Annotated in this window: 16 protein-coding genes; 4 read left to right on the top strand and 12 right to left on the bottom strand. The window is 54.1% G+C overall.

From position 1 onward, the window contains the following. Positions 1-164 precede the first annotated feature (164 nt). From GEI7105_RS0107930 to rsmH, 6 genes are all read right to left on the bottom strand, one after another. Positions 165-2,813, bottom strand: coding sequence for a CHAT domain-containing protein (locus GEI7105_RS0107930; protein ID WP_017659939.1), 2,649 nt, complete (start codon positions 2,811-2,813; stop codon positions 165-167). Then, positions 2,803-5,925 (bottom strand): two-partner secretion domain-containing protein, encoded by a 3,123-nt coding sequence (locus GEI7105_RS29605; RefSeq protein WP_017659938.1) that lies wholly within the window; start codon positions 5,923-5,925, stop codon positions 2,803-2,805. The genes GEI7105_RS0107930 and GEI7105_RS29605 overlap by 11 nt, the downstream gene beginning before the upstream one ends. A gap of 96 nt (positions 5,926-6,021) precedes the next feature. Further along, complete coding sequence (locus GEI7105_RS0107920) at positions 6,022-7,527, bottom strand: NF038122 family metalloprotease (RefSeq protein WP_017659937.1); 1,506 nt, start codon at positions 7,525-7,527, stop codon at positions 6,022-6,024. Between the two features lie 1,244 nt (positions 7,528-8,771). Further along, complete coding sequence (locus tag GEI7105_RS0107905; protein ID WP_017659934.1) at positions 8,772-9,212, bottom strand: ATP-binding protein; 441 nt, start codon at positions 9,210-9,212, stop codon at positions 8,772-8,774. Positions 9,213-9,215: 3 nt separating this feature from the next. Further along, the gene (locus GEI7105_RS0107900) at positions 9,216-10,889 is read right to left on the bottom strand and encodes a SpoIIE family protein phosphatase (protein ID WP_017659933.1); all 1,674 of its coding nucleotides are present in this window, start codon (positions 10,887-10,889) and stop codon (positions 9,216-9,218) included. 187 nt (positions 10,890-11,076) lie between these two features. After that, complete coding sequence (gene rsmH, locus GEI7105_RS0107895) at positions 11,077-11,991, bottom strand: 16S rRNA (cytosine(1402)-N(4))-methyltransferase RsmH (protein WP_017659932.1); 915 nt, start codon at positions 11,989-11,991, stop codon at positions 11,077-11,079. Positions 11,992-12,095: 104 nt separating this feature from the next. On the opposite strand from rsmH, the gene GEI7105_RS0107890 reads away from it, so the two are divergent. Next, positions 12,096-13,280: an NAD(P)H-quinone oxidoreductase subunit H gene (locus tag GEI7105_RS0107890; RefSeq protein ID WP_017659931.1), complete on the top strand. Its 1,185-nt coding sequence runs from the start codon at positions 12,096-12,098 to the stop codon at positions 13,278-13,280. 258 nt (positions 13,281-13,538) lie between these two features. On the opposite strand, the gene mutY is transcribed toward GEI7105_RS0107890, so the two are convergent. Beyond that, positions 13,539-14,588 (bottom strand): A/G-specific adenine glycosylase, encoded by a 1,050-nt coding sequence (gene mutY / locus GEI7105_RS0107885; protein WP_245555450.1) that lies wholly within the window; start codon positions 14,586-14,588, stop codon positions 13,539-13,541. On the opposite strand from mutY, the gene GEI7105_RS38340 reads away from it, so the two are divergent. Together GEI7105_RS38340 and GEI7105_RS0107870 are read left to right on the top strand one after the other, a co-directional pair. Beyond that, on the top strand, positions 14,553-14,723 hold the full coding sequence (locus tag GEI7105_RS38340; protein ID WP_017659929.1) for a hypothetical protein: 171 nt from the start codon (positions 14,553-14,555) through the stop codon (positions 14,721-14,723). The genes mutY and GEI7105_RS38340 overlap by 36 nt on opposite strands. Before the next feature lie 371 nt (positions 14,724-15,094). Beyond that, positions 15,095-16,156, top strand: coding sequence for a phosphotransferase (locus tag GEI7105_RS0107870; RefSeq protein ID WP_017659927.1), 1,062 nt, complete (start codon positions 15,095-15,097; stop codon positions 16,154-16,156). An 80-nt stretch (positions 16,157-16,236) separates the two neighbouring features. On the opposite strand, the gene GEI7105_RS0107865 is transcribed toward GEI7105_RS0107870, so the two are convergent. After that, positions 16,237-16,989 (bottom strand): ABC transporter ATP-binding protein, encoded by a 753-nt coding sequence (locus GEI7105_RS0107865; protein WP_017659926.1) that lies wholly within the window; start codon positions 16,987-16,989, stop codon positions 16,237-16,239. 101 nt (positions 16,990-17,090) lie between these two features. Further along, a complete protein-coding gene (locus GEI7105_RS0107860; RefSeq protein ID WP_017659925.1) occupies positions 17,091-17,498 on the bottom strand; it encodes a hypothetical protein in 408 nt (135 codons plus the stop codon). Between the two features lie 940 nt (positions 17,499-18,438). On the opposite strand from GEI7105_RS0107860, the gene GEI7105_RS38335 reads away from it, so the two are divergent. Beyond that, positions 18,439-18,603: a hypothetical protein gene (locus tag GEI7105_RS38335; RefSeq protein ID WP_158413182.1), complete on the top strand. Its 165-nt coding sequence runs from the start codon at positions 18,439-18,441 to the stop codon at positions 18,601-18,603. Positions 18,604-18,848: 245 nt separating this feature from the next. Here the strand turns inward: GEI7105_RS38335 and GEI7105_RS0107855 are convergent, their stop codons facing one another. Genes GEI7105_RS0107855 through GEI7105_RS36930 form a run of 3 tightly spaced genes read right to left on the bottom strand, consistent with a single transcriptional unit; the run spans position 18,849 to position 20,659 of the window. Then, complete coding sequence (locus GEI7105_RS0107855) at positions 18,849-19,349, bottom strand: GNAT family N-acetyltransferase (RefSeq protein WP_017659924.1); 501 nt, start codon at positions 19,347-19,349, stop codon at positions 18,849-18,851. 4 nt (positions 19,350-19,353) lie between these two features. Next, positions 19,354-20,412 (bottom strand): D-alanine--D-alanine ligase family protein, encoded by a 1,059-nt coding sequence (locus GEI7105_RS0107850; RefSeq protein ID WP_017659923.1) that lies wholly within the window; start codon positions 20,410-20,412, stop codon positions 19,354-19,356. Between the two features lie 52 nt (positions 20,413-20,464). Further along, entirely contained in the window at positions 20,465-20,659 is a 195-nt protein-coding gene (locus tag GEI7105_RS36930) for a hypothetical protein (protein ID WP_144053713.1), read from the bottom strand. Positions 20,660-20,676: the final 17 nt, after the last annotated feature.

Genomic DNA, 20,676 nt, shown 5'->3' with positions numbered 1-20,676 from the left:
AATTGAATCTTATTTAAATTTTTACAATTTTGAAGATTTCGATATTTAAATCTTTTTAAAATCTTTAAAGATGTTTAAATTTGTTGGGAATTGTGACTTTTAGTAACCCCAAACAGTGACGAAATTTCGTCTATTTTTAGAGCTTGTGTTACTTGTCTTAACATTCAAAAAACAGTTCGAGACCAATTTCCAACAATGACAAAAGCAGACCAATAAAAAGGATGCTGGTATTGAGACTGGCGTAACAGTGCCAGCTGCGACTGTCGGAGTGCTTCAGCTTTGCTCGTCCCGTTTTGAATGAATTCTCGATAAAAGCGTCCGACGAGCATCGCCGTCGAGCGATCGTTGACCGACCACAAGGTCGCTAACGTACTGCGAACGCCCGATCGCACGGCCAGTCCCGCCAGTCCCAACGCCGCGAGATCGTCCCCCGAAGCGGTTTGACAAGCACTGAGAACGAGCAAATCGATGGGAGTCGCCACTTCAAAAGTGCGAGATTGCAGCACGCTTCCCAGCTCTCTAACGTCGATTTTGTCGTCCCAGGTGAGAACGAACGTTTCTTCAGGTTCGGAACTGAGCTGACCGTGAGTTGCCAAATGAACGATGGGAAACGAAGTCGTCCCGATCCGACGTTCGAGGTTCAATTCGGTAAATCGCTCGTTCAACAACGGTTCGGAGGTCGAGACCCCTTCCGATTCGATCTGTTCGAGTTCCAGGCTGACCCCCGGTAAGGCAGAAAATCCCTGACGGGCTTCTGTCAGTCCTCCCATCAAAACTTTCAATTGTTGGGAGTCTGGCGACGCAGACGGGAGCAGTTGCAAGCCGGGAGTCAAGGCGATACCGTACTGTTCGACGAGGTAGCGATCGCCGTCGTAAAGCGCCGCCATCGGCAGGTTTCTCAGCAGTCCGTCGAGAACGAACACCAAGGTTTCGATGTCGTGTCCGGCCAAGTCGGTCTCGGCCGGACGAATCAACCAGTCGTAAACCTGGCGAGAGAGTTGCAAACGCCATTGATTGGGATACGACGGGTTGAGGGAGGTTTGCATCTCCTCGAGAACCGCTTCGACCTCCGCTTGGGGAATCGGGGTGTCGTAGTAGCGCAGTGGCTCTCCGGGGATCGAAAGCATCACGACGAGGCGATCGGGCAAAATAATCGGGTAGAACGCAGCGGCCGCCCGATCGATCTCGTCGATTTGCTGGGGATGTCCTTCCAAACAGGCTTCCCGAAAAAAGTTTTCGAGTTCGGCCAGTTGCATCGCTTCGAGGGTTTGCCGGGCTTGTTCGAGATCCGAACGACCGGCCTCGGGAACCAGCAGCAAATCTACCAACTCCCGATATACCGGTTCGACGCGATCGCGAAACCCGAATTGCAGTTCGGGCGTGGCCACGAGATCTTTGCGAAGGCGATTTAAAGTATTGACAGCTTCCGTATACGCCGCGATCGCCCCCGCGCGATCGTCGCGCTCTCGCAACAGACGTCCGGTCTGCCACTGCCATTGATAAGCCACCTCGGGGGCGTCGGCGGTTTCGGCCAGTGCCAACGCCCGTTGTGTCAAGTCCAGTGCTTCCGGTAGTCGGTTCGTGCGTTCGTACGAGCGTGCCAACTCCCCGAGGGCGTAGGATTGAGCCCGTCGGTCGCGCAAGCTTCGGGCGTCTCGCACGGCAGTCGCCAACAGGTCGGCCGCTACGGCGGGAGGGGGCGCGTCCCCGAGACCGGCCGCCTGCCAGTCCATCAAACTGTGGGCGGCGTTCGTCCGCAACTCAACGGCCGTGCGATCGCTCGGCAACTGGGAAAATTGAGGTCGTACCTGTTGCCAAAAGGTACGCGCCCGTTCCCACTGTTCGGTCTCGATGGCGAAGCTGAGGCGATCGACCCCCACGAGAACCCGATCGCGCGGCGAGGAGGCCATGGTGTCGGCCCGATCGTACCAGTCGAAAGCCCGATCGCGATCGCCTCGAACGCGGGCAGTTCTAGCTAAACCTAAAAGCGCCGCGCGTTCGTGAGACGGGGACTGTACCCGTTCGGCGATCGCCAAGCTTTGCTGTAACGCGGTTTGCGATCGCTCCAACTCCCCGAGCGCCCGTAACGTATTCCCCAAATCGAGCAGTCCAGCCGCCTTCAGGGACGAGTCGGGTTGATCCGAGAGCGATCGCTCCACTGCCTCGAGGATCTCTCGGGCGCGTCGATATTGTCCCAAGGCTCGGAAGGCCGTCGCGCGATCGACTTGAGTGCCGAGAACGCCTTCTTCGTCTCCTGCCTGACGATAGTACGCTTCGGCTTGCTGCCAGCTTTCGAGGGCGTCTGCGGCCTGTCCGCGTCCCAGTTGCAGGTGACCTCGAGTGTTGAAGGTGCGGGCTGCCACCAATCGAGCATAGGTGGGTTGCTGGGAGGTCTCGTCTGTCAAAACCTCCGAAATCGAGGCCATGGCCTCGTCGATGGCGCGGTCGGCTCGCTCCGACTGTCCCAGTCGCTCGAAGGCCGAGGCCAGATAGCTCGACACTAAGGCGAGATCGAGACGGTCTCCCCGACGGTCGGCGGCGATCGCGGCCGCTTGCCAAACGGTGACGGCCTCGGCAAACTGACCGGCTCGATAGAGATCTCGACCCCGCTCGAGGCGATCGTCGATCGCCAGTGGAGCAGTTTGCGCGATCGCTGGAGTCTCGGGAGATCGAAACTCGTCGGTACTCGTGGCGGGACGGGCGAAAACCAGGGCGATCGCCAAGCTGAAGAGCGCCAGTAACACGAGGCCGACTCTGCCCCGAGGCCAAAACCGACGCCAAATCGAGAGGAGGGGCGAAGTGTTACCGAACATAGCAGGATTGGGGACTCGACCCAAAGCGTGGAGAGGGAGAGGACGGGGGATCGGCCACGAGCATCACAGTGCCGTCGGCGGTCGTGATGCTACCGGTAGCTTCGATGAGGGGTTCGATTTCCGACGCGTCGAGGGGGCGTCCGGGTTCGGTTTCCCGAGGATCGAGCTGTTGGCTGAGTCGTTCTAAATCTCGCCAATCTTGCCAACCGAGATCGGTCGAAATCCCGTCTTGTGGGGCGGGCGGTAACCCTCCGCGCCCGGTCACGTGAAATTCGCTGCCGCGATCGATCGGACAGCGTCGAGCAATTAAGTTGTTAACGTCTACGACGGAGTCGGGAAGCTGAACTAATCCAACTGTGGTGTCGGCATCGGGGGTTTTGATTTGGACGATGCCGCTGAAGGCCGGGCCGAGTTCCGAGCTGGCGGTGATGTCGCTCTCGGAGGTTTGGGAGTCCCGAAACTCGATGCCGAAGATCGCATCGGCACGGATTGCGACCCGTCCTCCGAAATTGGCGATCGCGTTGGCGGTGATATCGCTGTTGTCTAACGCGACGAGGGTGTTCGTCTCGATTTCGATGTTGCCTCCCGTGGCGGTTCCTCGGGCATTCGTGGTCATTTGACTGTTCCGACGCATCCGCAAGTCTTCCGACTGAATGAAAATATTGCCGCGATCGCCTGCGTTGGCTTCGGCCGTAATTACGGCTCCATCTTGCAAGCGTAGGTTGGGGGCATCGATGCGAACGTTTCCCGCCGCACCGCGTCCGGGGGGCGCGAGGTTTTGGCTTTGGAAGTTACTGGCGCTGACGATCGCCCCCTCTGCCAGTCGTAGTGAGTCGGCTGTCACGTTCAGGTTGCCGCCGTTTCCCGTTCCGGCGATCGCGCTGGCAAAAAAACCGCTGCGACCGAATTCTGAAGTCCCGATCGCTTCGATTTCGTTCGCGCGAACGGTCAAGGTTCCTGAATTTCCGACATCTTCGGTACTGACGGCAATTTGAGCGCCACCGACGAGCCGCAGGCGATCGCTCTCAACGCGTAAGTTACCGCCGTCACCCGTTGCGCCTCCCTCGACGGCGGCTAAAAAGCTACTGGGAAATCCGTTCGGGGACGTTCCCACCAGTTCCGTATTCGTTGCCCGAACCGCCAGTTCTCCCGCATTGCCTACCCCAAAGGTCAGCGTCGCGATCTGAGCGCCATCGGTCACGCGTAGGCGATCGGCTTCGACGATGATGTTGCCGCCGTTTCCCGTTGCCTCGGCCGCCACGTTGGAAAACAAGCCGCTCGGCAACCGACCGTCTGCCGACGTGCGACTCAATGCGATGTCGCCTGCCGTCACGAGTACGGTTCCGGCATTACCCGAGCTGCGGGTCGTCGCTGCAATTTGCGCGCCATTCGTCACGTACAAGCGATCGGCTTCGACGATGATATTGCCCCCCCGGCCGGAGGCACCGGGTTCGACGTTCGTTAACAAACCGCTCGGCAACCGACCGTCTGCCGAAGTCTCGTTCAACTCTATCTCTGGCGCGATCGCGGTGATGGTTCCCGCATTACCGTCGCCAAAGGTCAGCGTTGCGATCTGAGCGCCATCGGCAACTCGCAAGCGATCGGTCTCGACCGTGATGTTGCCTCCGTTTCCCTCTGCACCCTCTTCGACGTTGACGAACGCGCCGCTCGAACTTCCGCTCGGGGAGGTTCCCTCGAGATTGATTTCGTCCGCTTGCAGGGTGACTGTTCCGGCATCTCCCAAGCCGAAGGTACTGCCTAAAATCCGCGCTCCGTTGTCGATCTGTAGCCGGTGGGTTTCGACGATAAGGGTTCCCCCGTTTCCCGAGGCTTCTGGTGCTACGGGAACGAACAGACCGCTCGGTCCGATACCTCTAGCGCCACCGCTGAGAAGGATGTCTCGAGCCGTTACCTTTAACTGACCGGCATTTCCCGCGCTAAACGTCCCGCTCGAAATTTGCGCTCCGTCCGCCACGACCAAGCGATCGGTTTCGATCGCTACCGTCCCCCCCCGGCCGGTGGAGTCGGGGAATCGCCCCACGTCTGTAGATAATCGGGTTGAAAAGAAGAATTCGGGAAAGGTTTCTGTTTCGGTCGGCGGTGGGGTAAAGCGCGAGGTTCCCCGGAGTTCGAGGGACTCCGAGGCAGTTATTTGTAACGTGCCTCCGTCGCCGTTGCCCAAGGTATCGGCAAGCAGAGTCGAACCGTCGGTGAGGGTAATGCGACGTCCCCGAACGGCGATCGCGCCGCCGCTGTTGCCACTAGTTTCGACGGAGGCGGCTTCGGACAAGGCGATATCTTGAAATTGACTGATGCCGTCGTACTTCACGCGAAAACCGGGATTCGTCGCGACGAGTTCGATAAAGCTCTCGCCGCCGAGACTGCCGAGTTCGATGCGTCCGTCTGCGGCGGTGAGGTTTCCCCCGGCGATCGCCACGTTACCCCCGAGCAATGCTAGGGTCTGACCGTCGGCGACGCGAAGTCCGTCCGGTCGAAAAACGCGAATGACGAACGGCCCGTCTAAAAAGACGTTGTTTCCCGAACCCCGAACGTCGATCTGGCCGGGATTTGCGCCGTATTGCAAGCCCAAGGGAACGCTGACGCTGAGCAGGGAAGAGTTCGTCTGAGGTGCGGTGGTGTCGAAGGTGCGACCGTCGCTGAAGTGAAGGCTCTCTGCGGTACTCCCGACAAACGAACCGCCGATGTTTAAGGCCGCGTTCGGCCCGAACAGAATGCCGTTGGGATTGAGTAAAAAGAGATTGGCGCGGCCGTTGGCACGAATTAAACCGTCGATGCTGGAGACTCGTCCTCCGGTTACGCGACTAATGATGTTTTCGACGGCGAGGCTGTTGTTGAAAACGGCTTCCGACCCTGTAGGAACGGAAAACTGCTCGAAGCTGTGAAATAAGTTGTCTCCGGCGATCGTGCCTCCGTTAATGTCGAGGGTGTTACCGTTGACAGTCACCCTCGAATTTTGGGGCAGCGTGGTATCGGGGACAATTTGAGCCGCAGTCTGGTTCGGTAGAGTCGCGAAAAGGCTTGCGGTTGTTGCGATGGCAACAATGACACTGGGTCTGACCTGGGTTGGGTAAAACTGGGTTTGGGGTTTCATGCAACCTGTGAACTTCCCCTGAGAAGGTAGACGAGTTGTCCGAGCTGAGGAGAGAGGAGCGACTCTACATCTCGCTGCGATCGCCAATGGATGCATTTATTGTACTTGTTGTACTCGTCGGTTCGGACGTTTTCCCTCTCGAGCCGACCGTTTGAGTCCGACATGGATTCCCAGCAACCCCAAACCCCACAGGAAACTCGGTTCGGGAACGGAGGTCGATGTGCTAGCCGTGCCGATCGTTTGCGCTGAGAGTTCTTGTTCGAGAAATTCTTGCCAAGAACCACCGCCACCGCTTCCGCCACCGCTTCCGCCACCTCCCCATTCGTAGATTTCGCTATCGACGACCATTTTCTCGACGCGATCGTCGATGCCGTTGTCGTCTGCATCTTCAAATGTAGTCAGGGTTCGAGCGATGTCGTCGGAGAGGTCGCCCACCTCGATTCCCAGGCGATCGGCGAGGTTCTGTTCGGCTCGGGCGTACAGGGTCGCGAGATCGGTACCGCCAGCAGTGCGATCCCAACCGATCGCGTCGAAGGCCAGCAAGTCAACTTCTGAAATTTCTCGTCGCTGTCCGGCTTTGAGGTACGGATCCATAATGCCAATGGGCTTGTTGGGATGGGATTTCCAGTGACTTGCTTGAGCGCCGTCTCCTCCCAACAAGCCATTTTTGCCCGTTGAAAAGTACGTGCGATCTTTGTGTTTTGTCCATAAGGCTTGGTTGCCTTCGACAGAAAAGAAGGGATTCCTGCCTACAGACATATCGATCCAAACGTCGTCACTGCCACTGATCTCCAAGCTTTTATTGGAGTAGCGAAACATATCTAACGGCGTGGCGTGGTTGAGATTGCCAATGAGGGTATCGTAATAGGTATCGTTATCGTAAGAGTGTAAATTTGTTTGAGTTAACCACCCAGGCTTATCAACGCCACTGACAAACCCCAAGACGTGACCGATTTCGTGAATCGCCACGCTCGCGAAGTCGATGGTTTTCTTCGGAACGATGTCGCTAAAGTAATCGTAGTTCCAGTCGTACTGTTTGGTATTGCTCAAGTCACTCATCAGGATGTAGCCGTCTAGATCGCTGGCGTTGCCGTCGAGCATTCCCAATGCCTTGGCGTTGGCACGGGTCATCTTCATATATTCGTTGTTATCGACTTTGTGACCGTTGACTAAAGCGGTAAATTTGTCGTCGTCGTCTTGCTGGTTGGCGATCGCCAGAGCGTCGTCAGCAGTCGTGGCGTCGAGTTCGAGCTGTTCTCGCCAGGTTTCGTAACGTTGGTTGGCACGGATTCCCGGTAACGCTCCGCCGATGACCTGGTTCGGTAGTGTATCGACGATGTCGATATACAAGTTGACGGTTACGTCGTCGTCTAGGTAGTCCGACCACAGGGCTGCGGCCGTTTCAAAGCCGAGCATTTGGTCGAGGGTGGTGTCGGGGGCGTAGTCGAAATGAAACGAGACCGATCGTGCCGGTTGGGGAAGGGCGATCGCGATCGCGGTAGTGACGGCGAACGAGACGCTCCAACGCCTGAGCCTGGGGTTGAGGAGGCGATCGTCGGCTAAATCAGTTGGGGGTCGATCGGGGGTGAGTTTGCTATTCATGGGTCGAGCTGATTGTGAGTTCGAGGAACGATCGGGCGAGACTTCGGGTTCCAATACTCTGAATACTTTCCGAATTCACAAACTCTCGAGCTTTGCGGGGAAACAATCTTTTGATGCGATCGGGGAGCGCTCGAGTGGCGATCGCGTTTTTATGAATTAAAAGTGAGTTTGAATTCGGTCGCGAGCTTTCTTAAGTGAGTTGACATTAACAGACCGTTCGACTCTTAAATTGGGAAAATATAGCAACCCTAAATCAGTTGTGTAACAAAATTGAGACGAAAAGGAAATCGGGAACGGGGAACGGGGAACGGGGAATCAGATTTTTTCTGGTGTTTTACTTTTTGACGATTCATTTGGGACTTCTATATGTCCGAAAAAAATCGGATGACAGCTTAAACTTTCTGGCTCTTCGGAGTTTAGGGTGACAGAAAAACTAACTTCACGAGATTTCAAGGGTTTTGGCTCTCGAATTCTCAATTTTTTGTATTATGGTATACATTTATAACCACAAACTCCGAAGACCCAACTTTCTCGATATCATCTGAAATCGAAATCAATATCGAACGAGAGTGTGACAAGCTAAATTCGCTAACGCTTTTTTTATTCAATGCGATCGAACATCGCACTATACCCAAAATATATCATTATTAAATCGTCTTTCTTTTAAGTTTTTGTGAATTTTCGACTCTTTTTTATTAAATTTATATCTTCGATAGGACAGGACGGTAAAACAATTTACCCGAATTTTCGGCAAGATCGGGTATGGTTCGCGCGATCGAACTCCCGATTTTAAGAAACTTTATAAAGGTGACAAAATGTCACTTTCAACCCAGTCACCCCATCTCGGTATCGGTAGTGCTGCACTCTAATGATGCCGATCAGCTCAAATCCTCCCGTGGAAAGGATTTAAGAATCCAAGTAGCATTACTCCTCATCACTACCGACTTCTTGAAATCCAGCTTATCGGAAAAGGATTGAGTTAGCTTCACCTAACAGGATGTTCGAGTTCGTCTGACTCCCCTTTAACGAAGCCAGAGAATTGAAATTTGTCCCCGGTGTGGAGCGCCGTTCGCGGAAGCGGTGCGTAGCACTTTCGCGGCTGGGTGCGTTGGGGATAGACCCGAAAAAACTGAAGTGGGATACACCTGCGAGACTTGGCGAGAGGCTAGGCTTTCCACAGGGAAATGGTTAAGCTCCGGCTCCTCTATAGCCCGAGAATTATCGCGGCTATAGCCCGATGAGTCTCAAGATTTGACTTTACTTTTATCGACGAGGTTGGCTTCTAGCTTCAGACAGTTGCGGCCTTCCATATCCACCTGCAAACTGTACTCGACGCGATCCATCAAGCGGTTCATGATCAACCAACCGTAGCCGCCTTCTTGCATCGCTTCCGGCGTCGGTGCCATATATTCGTCGAGGTTGTATCCCCGCCCGTAATCCCAGACTTCCAAACAGATATCTTCTTCCTTAAGTTCGAGGCGTACCAGAACCGGAAGGTGAGGGCGATCGCGATGGGCGTGGCGGACGACGTTAGAAAAGGCTTCTGCGAGAACCAAGCGCAAGCGATTCGACTGTCGCGGCCAGTCTACACTTTCGCCCAAGTCCATTTCCAAACACCCCAGGAGCCAGTTCTCGACGATGTTTAAAAACCTCAGTTCGCTAGGAATGTGTAATTCCGTCTTCATGGATTACAGAACCTCCAGAGAGAGAATGGTTTGGTCGTCTTCCTGCTCTTGAGTGTTACCTCGAACGCGATCGAGTAAATGAGAGAGATCGATGGGAGAACCCTCTTGATGGAGGAGTGTCCAAAGTCCTTCTTGTTGGAGCATCGTCGTGGTTTCTTGTCCGTTACTATCAACTTGCGTCACGCTGGCTTCAGTGATCCCGTCGCTCGTCAGTAAAAAGACATCGCCGGGATTCAACGTTACCGAATCATCTTTGGCTTTCCAAACGGGCAAAATTCCGAGTGGAATCCCCCGCGTTTTCACGAAATTCGGTTCGACTGTAACCTCCTCGCCTCGTTGCACCTGTTCGACAACTGTTCGATGCGCCCAAATGAGGGGGTAAATATGGCCGGCGTTGGCGTACACTAACTGTCTCGTCGACGGGGTATACCGCGCCAAAACCATAGTAATAAAGCAGTTGTTGCTAATTAGGTCGTCGGACAGGCTGCTGTTAAGGTTTTGCATGACCTCAGCCGGATTGGGGGGGTTGTCCTGGGACAGTTCTCGGCGCAGCACGGACATGGCACTGGCCATAAACAAGGCGGCGGGAACCCCTTTCCCCGAAACGTCTCCCAAGGCTAGCCAAAAATCCCCTTGCGGGTGAACGTAGACCTCGAAGAAGTCGCCGCCGACGCCCCGAGCGGGATAGCAACAGGCTTGTACTTTTTCAGTATCGGTTTCGGGCAAACTCTGACGCAGCAGGTTCGACTGAATTTGTCGCGCCACGTCCAGTTCGGCCAGCATTTTCTGCGCCTGTTCTTGGGTGCGATGGTACAGGCGGGCTTGGGAGAGTGCCAGTGCGGCTTGTTCGGCCACCAGCTCGATCAGCTTGACTTCTTCTGGCGCCCATTGGGTATCGCTTCCGCTTTGGTATAGGGCGAGGACGGCGAGGCTATCCTGTTGGTACACCAAGGGAACGACGAGGTGAGTCGTGTTGGACTCTTCGTCTTGAACGAGCTGACTTTCCCGTTGTTCGACGGCGGTTTTGACTAAGACTTCGTCGTAGGGGGAAACGTCGAGTTCGTCGGAGTCGTTGGAGCTGTAGGAGACAGCTCCGGAACTGCGAAGTTTGCTTCCTTCGACGGGATAGAGTTTCGCTCCCGTGGCCTCGAAGTTGCGCCCCACGGTTTCGACGATGGTGGCCAGCATACTTTCGTAGTCGAGAGACTCGCGCACCACCGTTATGATGGCGTTGAGCAAGGACTCGCGGCGTAGGATGCGGTTGAGTTCGTTGGTGCGCTGTTTGACGACTTTGTAGGTTTCTGATGCCTGCTGGACGACAGCTTTCAGTTCTTCGGGGTTCCAGGGTTTGGTGATGTATTTGAAGACTTGTCCGGAGTTGATCGCTTCGACGAGGTCTTCGACGTCGGTGTATCCCGTCAACAGGATGCGAATCGTATCGGGATAGCGATCGACCGTTTTACTGAGGAATTCGGTACCGTTCATCTCCGGCATCCGTTGGTCGGAGATGATGATGGCCATTTCGCCCTGTTCTTCGAGAACTTGTAGGGCGGCGAGGGCGCTTTCGGCTTTGTAAACTTGAAATTCCCGACGAAACGTCCGATAGAGCAAGTCTAGGTTATCTGTTTCGTCGTCAACTACTAAGAGTTTGAGTTTTTTTCCTTTTCCCCGACTCATGCCATCTCCAGTGCGCGGGCTAGTTCGTTGGTTAGACTTCCGTGTGGGGGTGAGGATGCGGCCGGATTCGGCGATCGCGTCTTTGCCATCGTACCTTAGGATTTTGTAGAAATCGACCGTATCTTCCCCTATTTTTTACCCCCGGTTTTTCTGCGAATCGATTTTCAGCAATATTCCCTTTATGTCCTTACGATCGCCCCTCGTGGGAAATGCGCTCGGCAAACCGCAGTTTGGCGGAACGCGATCGAGGGTTGGCGGCGCGTTCTTCGGGTTGCGGAACGATGGGCTTTTTCGTCAGCACCTTTAAGTCGGGACAGTTCCGAAGGCGATGTTTGACGATGCGGTCTTCCAGGCTGTGAAAGTCGATCGCGGCGATGCGCCCCCCAACGTTCAGCGCCCGAGGCGCTCGCTCGAGCCACGTTTCCAAGCTGTCTAACTCTCGGTTTACAGCAATCCTCAACGCTTGAAATACGCGGGTTGCCGGGTGAATTCTACCATATCGATAGCGACGGGGGACACTCCGGGCGATCGCTTCGGCGAGGGCGACGGTAGTATAAAACGGCCGCCGTTCGACGATCGCTCGCGCGATACGACGCGACAAACGTTCTTCGCCGTAGTGATAAAACACGTCGGCCAAGTCGGTTTCGTTCCAATGGTTGATTATCTCTTCGGCGGTCAAATCCTGGCGTCGGTCCATTCTCATGTCGAGGGGGGCGTCGCGACGAAAGCTGAACCCCCGTTCGACCACGTCGAGCTGGCCGGAGCTGACCCCCAAGTCGGCTAAAATTCCGTCGAAGCGTTCGTCGTCGTATGGAAATTCGGCAAAGTTGCCCCGCCAAAAGGTCACGCGATCGCCGTATTCGGCTAAATTCGCTTTGGCCGTCTCGAGTGCCATGTCGTCGCGATCGATCGCGGTCACGTGGGTTTCTGGTGCGGCTTCTAAAATCGATCGCGCGTGGCCTCCCGCCCCCACGGTGGCGTCGAGATACCGTCCCCCAGGACGCACGGCCAAGGCGGCGATCGTCTCTCGTTCGAGAACCGGAACGTGAAGAAACCGCGCTCGGTTTTCTGAAGTGTCAGTAGATATTTCTAGGTCAGTCAACCCGATCTCCCTATAATGTACAGAAGGCGAAACAAAAATACATATTCAGTCATCAAGCGAACAGCTTTTTTTGACACCCATCAAACGGATAACCGATAGCTGAAATGCCTAAAATCGAAACCCGAACTGAACCCATGGTGCTGAACATGGGGCCGCACCACCCCTCAATGCACGGCGTTTTGCGCTTGATCGTCACCCTCGACGGGGAAGACGTCCTCGACTGCGAACCCGTTATCGGCTATCTCCACCGAGGCATGGAGAAAATTGCCGAGAACCGCACGAACGTTATGTTCGTTCCCTATGTTAGCCGTTGGGACTATGCGGCGGGAATGTTTAACGAGGCGATTACGGTCAACGCACCGGAGCAACTGGCGGGGGTCGAGGTTCCCAAACGCGCCAGCTACATTCGCGTCATCATGCTGGAGCTGAACCGCATCGCCAACCACCTGCTCTGGCTCGGTCCGTTTTTGGCGGACGTGGGCGCTCAAACGCCGTTTTTCTATATTTTCCGCGAACGGGAGTTGATTTACGACCTCTGGGAAGCGGCGACGGGTCAGCGATTGATTAACAATAACTATTTCCGCATCGGTGGCGTTGCGGCGGATTTACCCTACGGTTGGGTCGATAAGTGCGAGGATTTCTGCGATTATTTCGATCCGAAGGTGGACGAGTACGAGAAACTCATCACCAACAACCCGATTTTCCGCCGCCGTATTGAAGGTATCGGCGTTATTTCTCGTGAGGAAGCCATTAACTGGGGGCTGTCGGGCCCGATGCTTCGCGCGTCTGGGGTGAAGTGGGATTTGCGGAAAGTCGATCGTTACGAGTGCTACGACGAGCTGGATTGGGACGTTCACTACGAAACGGCTGGGGATTGCTTCGCTCGCTATTTGGTGCGGATTCGCGAGATGCGCGAGTCGGTGAAGATTCTCCGTCAAGCTCTCAAGCAACTTCCCGGCGGCCCCTTCGAGAATTTAGAAGCGCGTCGGATGGCCGAAGGTCCGAAGTCTCAGTGGAACGATGCCGATTACCAGTTTATGGGTAAACGGATTCCGCCGACGTTTAAGATTCCGTCCGGGGAACATTACGTCCGCTTGGAGTCTGGGAAAGGCGAACTGGGCGTGTTTATTATGGGGAACGATAATGTCTTCCCGTGGCGCTTTAAGATTCGTCCGGCGGACTTCAATAACTTACAGGTTTTGCCTCATATTTTGAAGGGGGCTAAGGTTGCGGATATCGTGGCCATTTTGGGCAGTATCGACGTGATTATGGGATCGGTCGATCGCTAGATAGAACAGTTGACAGTTGACAGTTTATCGCCCTCTCTCGGTTGGGGCGGTGCGTGACGCGGTAGCAGTTTATTGACCTGACTTCGACCCATTTTTTGCCCGCGTCACACACCCTACGATTCTCGGGTTGGATGTTCGATAATACTCGATAAAACTACGCAAAATGTTCGATCGACATCGCGTAGTTTTTTAATGTTTTTTACTCCGTAGAGGCGTTGTATGAAATGCCTCTACGGAAGGGAATTTGAGACGAAGGTGTTACGCTGCTTGACGCAACGCTTCGATAATTTTCACGTTGGCTTTGGGAAAAGGATACTCGTCGAGTTCGTCCAGCGTTACCCAGCGAATTTCGTCGCATTCGAGGGGTTTGGGATCGCCGGAAAGGTGACGACAGCGGTAGACGTTGAGAGAAACTTTGAAGTGAGTATAGGCGTGTTCGACGGTGATGATATGCTCGCCTACTTCGATGTCGATGTCGAGTTCTTCTTTGATTTCGCGGCGAATGCAGTCGGTGACGGATTCGTCGGGTTCGATTTTTCCGCCGGGAAATTCCCACATTCCGCCGAGTAGCCCTTTGGGTGGACGACGATCGATCAGGATTTTTCCGTCTTCGCGGACGATGACGGCGACGCCGATGTGTTTGTGGGGGATGGGGTTGCGGGTTTCGCGCATGGGAAGTTCCGATTGCAGATCTAAGTTGTACGCTTGACAGGATTCGCGCCAGGGACACAGCAAACAGGCGGGATTTTGGGGGGTGCAAAGGGTCGCCCCTAAGTCCATAAACGCTTGGTTGAAGTCCCGAGGACGTTGGCGATCGAGTAGGGTTTCCGATAGCGCCCACAGGGATTTTACGGCTTTTGAGGGGGGAACGGGTAAAGCCGTCAGTCGCGCTAAGACGCGTTTGACGTTTCCGTCGAGAATGGCGACGGGTTGGTTAAATGCGCCACTGAGGATTCCGCCTGCGGTACTGCGTCCGATTCCGGGGAGAGCGATGACGTCGTCGTAGTGCTGGGGAAATTCGCCGTTGTGTCGATCGCGGATGTGTTGGGCGGCGCGGTGCAGGTTGCGGGCGCGGGCGTAATATCCCAATCCTTGCCACGCTTTTAACACGTGCTGGATGTCGGCGTTGGCGAGGGTTTCAATATTGGGGAACTGCTGCAACAAGCGATCGAAGTAGGGAAGAGCGGTTTTGACTTGGGTTTGTTGCAGCACGATCTCGGAAATCCAGACGCGATAGGGCGTCGGTTCCCGTCTCCAGGGCAGATCGCGACCATGGCGATCGTACCAGTTGAGGAGCGATCGCCGCAGCTGCTGGATTTCGCTGCTGTTGAAGGGGGTGGGGAGAAGATTCGAGATCGTCTTGTCCTCGGTGGAACTCGCTTAACCGGTGTCATTGTATCGGAGAATTCCACAGATTTTCGGGAACGCGATCGCTTGGACTGAGATTTTTGATAATGCGCCTAACTATTATAAAGCATGAAACGCGATCCAAAACTGTAAAAAAACGAACAGTTTCAAGTCAAGAATTTCGATCGTCTCGAAAATTTTAATAAATTTTGACAAATACACTCTACAAGTCGAACGTTCGGGCAGCTAACGGTCTAAAATCAACCTATTAAAATTGTCGATCGGTTCGATCGAAGGAGGCGATCGCATTCAGACAACCCGTCGATCGCCAATGTCTTGAAATTTTGACAAATGAGGGGGGAGGTGGGCAGCAATCGCAGTTGAATGCGAACGAGGGGATCGGGAGGCTTCTAGAAAAAGTGTAAAGATAAAGGGTAAGGGCTATGGTAACTCCAATAGGTGAGACGATGCCAGTCGATCGAAGTCCTCGAGAAAGGCGATCGCGCGATATTTCTGTGTTCCGAAACCAGCATTCCAAACCTGTTTCCGGTGTGTTTCCTACGATTTATTCAACGTTGTCCGTTGAGGCGCTCGTGTCGCAGGTGCTATCGCAATACGCCATCGCTCCAGTGGTGTCTTGCTGTTTTTGGCATCGGGGTTTGAGCGACGTTTACTTGGTCAAAACCGAAAAACGCCCCTATATTTTGCGAGTGTCTCACCATCACTGGCGCTCGGCCGCCGATATTTATTTTGAATTAAATTTGCTCGACTTTTTCCGACAGCAAGGATTGCCCGTCGCTCATCCGTTGCAAACGACAGACAACCAAATTGCGGTAACGATCGACGCTCCTGAAGGTCAGCGGTATGCCGCGTTGTTCGTTTATGCTGACGGTGAAGTTCCGCTCGGAGATCTCGACGTCGCTCAAAGTCGCCAGTTAGGGGAAATTTTAGCCAAGTTGCACTGTGCCTCGCTGTCGTTTCAAACGCCGTTTCGTCGGGACGATTTGTGCGAAGAATATTTATTCGATCGCTCGTTCGAGACGATTTCGCCGTTTTTACAACATCGCCCTCGCGATCTCGACTATCTCAACGAGGCGATCGCCCACAGCAAATCCTGTTTGCAGGCGTTACCGAAAACCGAGCCGTACTGGGTGGTGTGTTGGGGCGACCCCCACAGCGGTAACGCGCATTTTACCCCAGACGGCGGCGTGACGCTGTTCGACTTCGATCAATGCGGCTACGGTTGGCGAGCCTTCGATCTGGCGAAATTCCTACATATCGCTTTGCGGACGGGAATTAGCAGAGGGATTCGCAACGGGTTTTTAGAAGGGTATCAAAGCGTTTCCCCGCTTGCAGAGAAGGAAGTGGAGATGTTGCAACCGCTGACGCAAGCGGCGCATTTTTGGAGTTGGGCGATCGCGCTGACGAACGCGGCGTTTCATAACTACAGCCGTCTCGACGATAGTTATTTTACGCAGCGGTTGGAACAGTTAAAGCTGTTGCGATCGCACGATTGGCAGTTATTTTAAGCTCTTTCGAGATCTCCAGCATCTCCAAGATCTCGGGGATCTCTCCTCAGAGATCTCGGGGATCTCGCCTCATCATCCCATCATCCCATCGTCTCATCGTCCCATTCTTTCGCCACTTGACGTTCGGCCTCGAGAAGTCTGCGGTGAATCTCGTCCCAGTCGGCGGTTGCGGCGTCGAGATCCTGTGACAGTTTTCCTCGTTCGAGATAGAGGAGACGATTGGCGAAGGATTTCGCCGTGTCGAGTTGGTGGTTCGCCATGATAATCGCGATCTCGAGCTGGGAAGCCATGTCAGCGAGGACTTGTAAAAGGGTGTGCGTGCGACCGACATCGAGGGCTGAGGTGGGTTCGTCGAGGAGGAGAACGGCGGGTTCGGTGACTAAGGCGCGAGCGATCGCCACCAGTTGACGCTGGCCGACAGAGAGTTGTAACTCTGTTTTACCCATCCAGTCACTCGGGATGTGGAGTCGCTGACACCAGGTATCGACGCGTTGTTGGATTTGGGGTTTGCTCGTTCCGCGCAGTTGTAGGGGATAGGCGATCGCCTCGGCGACGGTCATCTCGAGCAGTTTCGATTCTTGCAGAACCAGGATGATTTGACGCCGCAGTTCGAGAACGGGAATCTCGCGGATATCGCGATCGCGAAAGCGCACCGTTCCCCGACTCGGATCGCTGAGGCGGTTGAGAAGCCGCAACAGTAGAGATTTCCCCGCTCCTGAAGGGCCGACCAGCGCAACGCGATCGCCGCGATCGACCTCGAAGGAGATATCTTCGAGGAGGGTCTCCGTTCCGAGGGATGCAGTGAGGGTGACGTTTTCGAGTTGCAGTTCCATGTTGGTGATGAATAATCTATGTGACGCAGCCGGAAAATTTGACTGAAATCCGCTCGATGAACTGTTACCGCGTCACGCACTGCCCCATCATTATCGTCTCATCATCCCATCGGTTCGATCCAACGGCGTTGGAGGGCGATGTCGAGAAGGAGTCCGGCGATCGCGAAGAGTCCCAAGCTTTCGAGGGGATAGAGAAATAGGGAAAGTTCGATCGCTCTGGGATCGATGGCGTTTTCGATTTGAGCTAAACCGCGCACGAACCCAAAGGCGAGAACGACACCGGATTTGAGGTGGGAGTTACGATCGCGACGTACGGCGTAGCGGTAGGTCATTCCGAAGAGAACGCCACTGAAGGCGACGATCGCCATCCGCAACAGGAGATCGATCGCGTCGGTTTGGGTGGTGTACGCCAGGGGAAGGTGGGTCAGAGTCACGGCGATCGCGCAGAGAACGCCTGCTTTGAGAGATTCGAGGCGATCGCTCGAGTTGTTGGAGAGGGGAAACTTCACAGCGTTCGATCGGGCAACGTCGATAGTAGGGAGATCGCTACCATATCAGGTTCCGGCATCCCCGAGCGGTCTCCGTTCCGTGCGTCCACTCGCACGACTTGCGAGGTTTTGCGTAGAATGAAGTGAGAAAGACGCGAGCGATCGTTCGGTCAAAGGGCGCTTCCGACACTTTGGCTTCCGTGATTTTACGATACCAGAAATTTTAATCAATTTTTAAGATTTTAATTAGATTGAATTATAAAAACCCCAAGAATCAATTGAAAAGGGTTGAAAAATCGTATAAAGCCACTTTCGATACAAAACAGTAAAGAGCGCTTTTCGTAAAATAATCTTGACAGAGCTATCTCTCTCAGCTAATCTAGCTAGTAAAGAGATTTACGTATTTCTACGTAAAGAAATCCACCAGGCAACACGACTCAAGCGCGGCAGGCGGTTCGCTCTGTCATTCAGGCGTCACTTCTACCCGCTTTGAAGAGAGAGGAGGGTTAACGACTGAATTGCTGAAATTGACGTCGTTGGCGTCCTCAATGGGATATAGGAAAGAGTCTTGACATCCTCACCGCCCTAGAAGTGCGGTGATTCCCAAACCTCACGACTTGGATTCCTGCTTCTGTCCCTTAACGGTTTTTTCGCAACAGCTCTCGAGATCGCAATGCCTTTCGAGTCTTACGTTCGCTCCACAGGCTGAAACGGTGTGTCCCACCGCCTTATGTGTCGAAATCTCAAAGGAGAAATCTTGATGTACTTTGTTGATTCAGGGGTTGGACTGCCCATTGCCCCATCCTCTTTTCCCGGTCTACCGATTTTTCTGCGCCGTTGCGGATTCCGCAATCTTTGAAGTTAGGCTTTCTGTCTCCATCGTCTCGGGTGGGTCATTGACCAATTTCATTCTACTGTAAAGCCGTCCTAGAAGGACGGGGTTTCCAACCCAAATTTTTCGATGAAAGGGAATTCTACGTATACGAGTCCATCTGCTGACTGGCTTAAGCTAACGCTCATCAGCCTTCTACTCGGTGGAGCTGTGGCTTTACCGATGTTGGAAGAAACATCGTGGTTTCAAAATAGAAATCCAGAACGTCAAGGTCAAACCGTTGGCGTCCGTTAACCCACTCAGTCAGAATGCTGGCGTCGTGGCGTTCCGGTTGGGTTCGTTAGATTGAGTTTCTCGTTTCGATCGCAACAGTGGAACGGGGTTCTTTCAGACAAGTTTTGGGATAGAACAAACGGAGACGGTTCGTTTGCAAGAGCGAACCGTTTTTTTTTGAGTTCTTTCGGAAAAACGTCCTAAACCTCTGTATTCTCTGTGTTCTCTGTGTCTCTGTGGTGAATCGCGTCCCGGCGATAGGATTCCTAAACTTCCGAGGAGACGGCGTTGGTGAGGGTTTTCACATAGGCGCGATCGCAGCGTGGTGTTTCCACTTCCGTCGCCGGTTGATAGCCGAATTTCTCGTATAACCTAACTGCTTCAGCGAGAACGCTGGCGGTTTCAATCCAAATCTGTTTGAATCCCCAGTTGGCGATGTCCGTTTCGATTGCTTTAAGGAGAAATTTACCCAATCCGACGCCGCGAGCCGAGGGGTGCAGGTACATTTTACGGAGTTCGACGGCGCGATCGCCGCGAGAAATCGGGTAAAATCCCGCCGTTCCCACAATTTCGCCGTGGCGTTCGACGACCCAAAACGCACCTCCGGTATTTTGATAGAATCGTTCGACTTCAATGGAATCGCGATCGGTATCGTCCGGTTCCCAGGGTAAGCCGTACTCCGCTAACACTGTGGCGATGACGCGGGAAGCCAAATCGCGATCGCCTGGCGTCCAATCCCGAATCAAAAAATCACGATAGGTTCTCATGATTCTAAGATTGACGTTCGATCGCCAATTGTACGAGCTGACGGACTAACTCAGAAAACGGAATTCCCGTGGCGTTCCAGAGTTGGGGATACATACTCGTGGCCGTGAAACCGGGGAGCGTGTTAATCTCGTTGAGGTAAATTTCTCCCGTGTCTTCGGCGTAGAAGAAATCCACTCGCGCCAATCCCGCCGCGTCAACCGCGAGAAAAGCTTCGATCGCCAAATCGCGAATTCGACGAGACACCGTTTCCGGAAGCGGCGCGGGAATTAACAACTCGGCGCGTCCTTCGGTATATTTAGTTTCGTAATCGTAAAAGTCGCTGTCGAAGGTAATTTCGCCGACGACTGAGGCTTTCGGATTGTCGTTTCCGAGAACCGCACATTCGACTTCCCTAGCGTTAGCGATACCCGCTTCGACAATGATGCGGCGATCGAAACTGGCGGCGCTATCTAAAGCCGATTCTAACTCGTCGCGCGATCGCACCTTAGAAATCCCCACCGACGATCCCAAATTCGCCGGTTTCACGAAACAGGGATAGTTCAAACTTTCTTCAATATCGTCGCAGAGTTTGGGAAACACGCAGGGATTCGACCAAATTTGCGATCGCAGAATTTCACGATACCGAACTTGCGGTAAACCCGCCTGCGCGAAAGCCGACTTCATCGCCAACTTGTCCATCGACACCGCCGAACCGAGAACCCCCGAACCCACATAAGGAACCCGCATCAATTGCAGCAAACCTTGAACGGTTCCGTCTTCGCCATTGGGTCCGTGGAGGACGGGAAACCAAACATCAACCTCCGTCACTTGAGGAGGAAACTGCCACAATTGCGCTTTGTCGTCGCTTTCCTCACTCAGCGGTTGCGCCGAGTCTAGCACCTGTCGGGCAATTTCGGGTCGATGCCAGCGTCCGTCTTTCCCGATATAAAACGGAATTACGTCGTAGCGAGTGGCGTTGTCGTCGGTGGCGAAAGCGTTGGCGATCGCTCTGGCTGAATAAATCGAAACTTCATGTTCTCCCGAACGACCTCCGAACAGCAAACCCACTCGATGCTTCGACATAGTTTCCTCACAATGGCGATGTCTTGAATATATTTCTCGTATTTAAGATGTGCTAATTATACTGAACCACCGCGTGGCGTGGGTGGATGCGTTCGGTGGAAGTCTCGGAACAACTCGACATCGATGCGACTCCTCTAGGCGATCGCTCTTCAACGGACTGGTGGAGCGAGGGGGGAAGATTCCCGCGATCGTAAAAGCGATTTGTCTGGGTTCGATCTCGATTTTGCCATACTGAATATAGATTCATCGGCGATCGCGATAACC

Source organism: Baaleninema simplex PCC 7105 (assembly GCF_000332355.1).
Classification (GTDB): domain Bacteria; phylum Cyanobacteriota; class Cyanobacteriia; order Cyanobacteriales; family Geitlerinemataceae; genus Baaleninema; species Baaleninema simplex.
The sequence above is the reverse complement of the archived record's forward strand: the minus strand, read 5'-3'. Positions and strand labels throughout refer to the sequence as shown.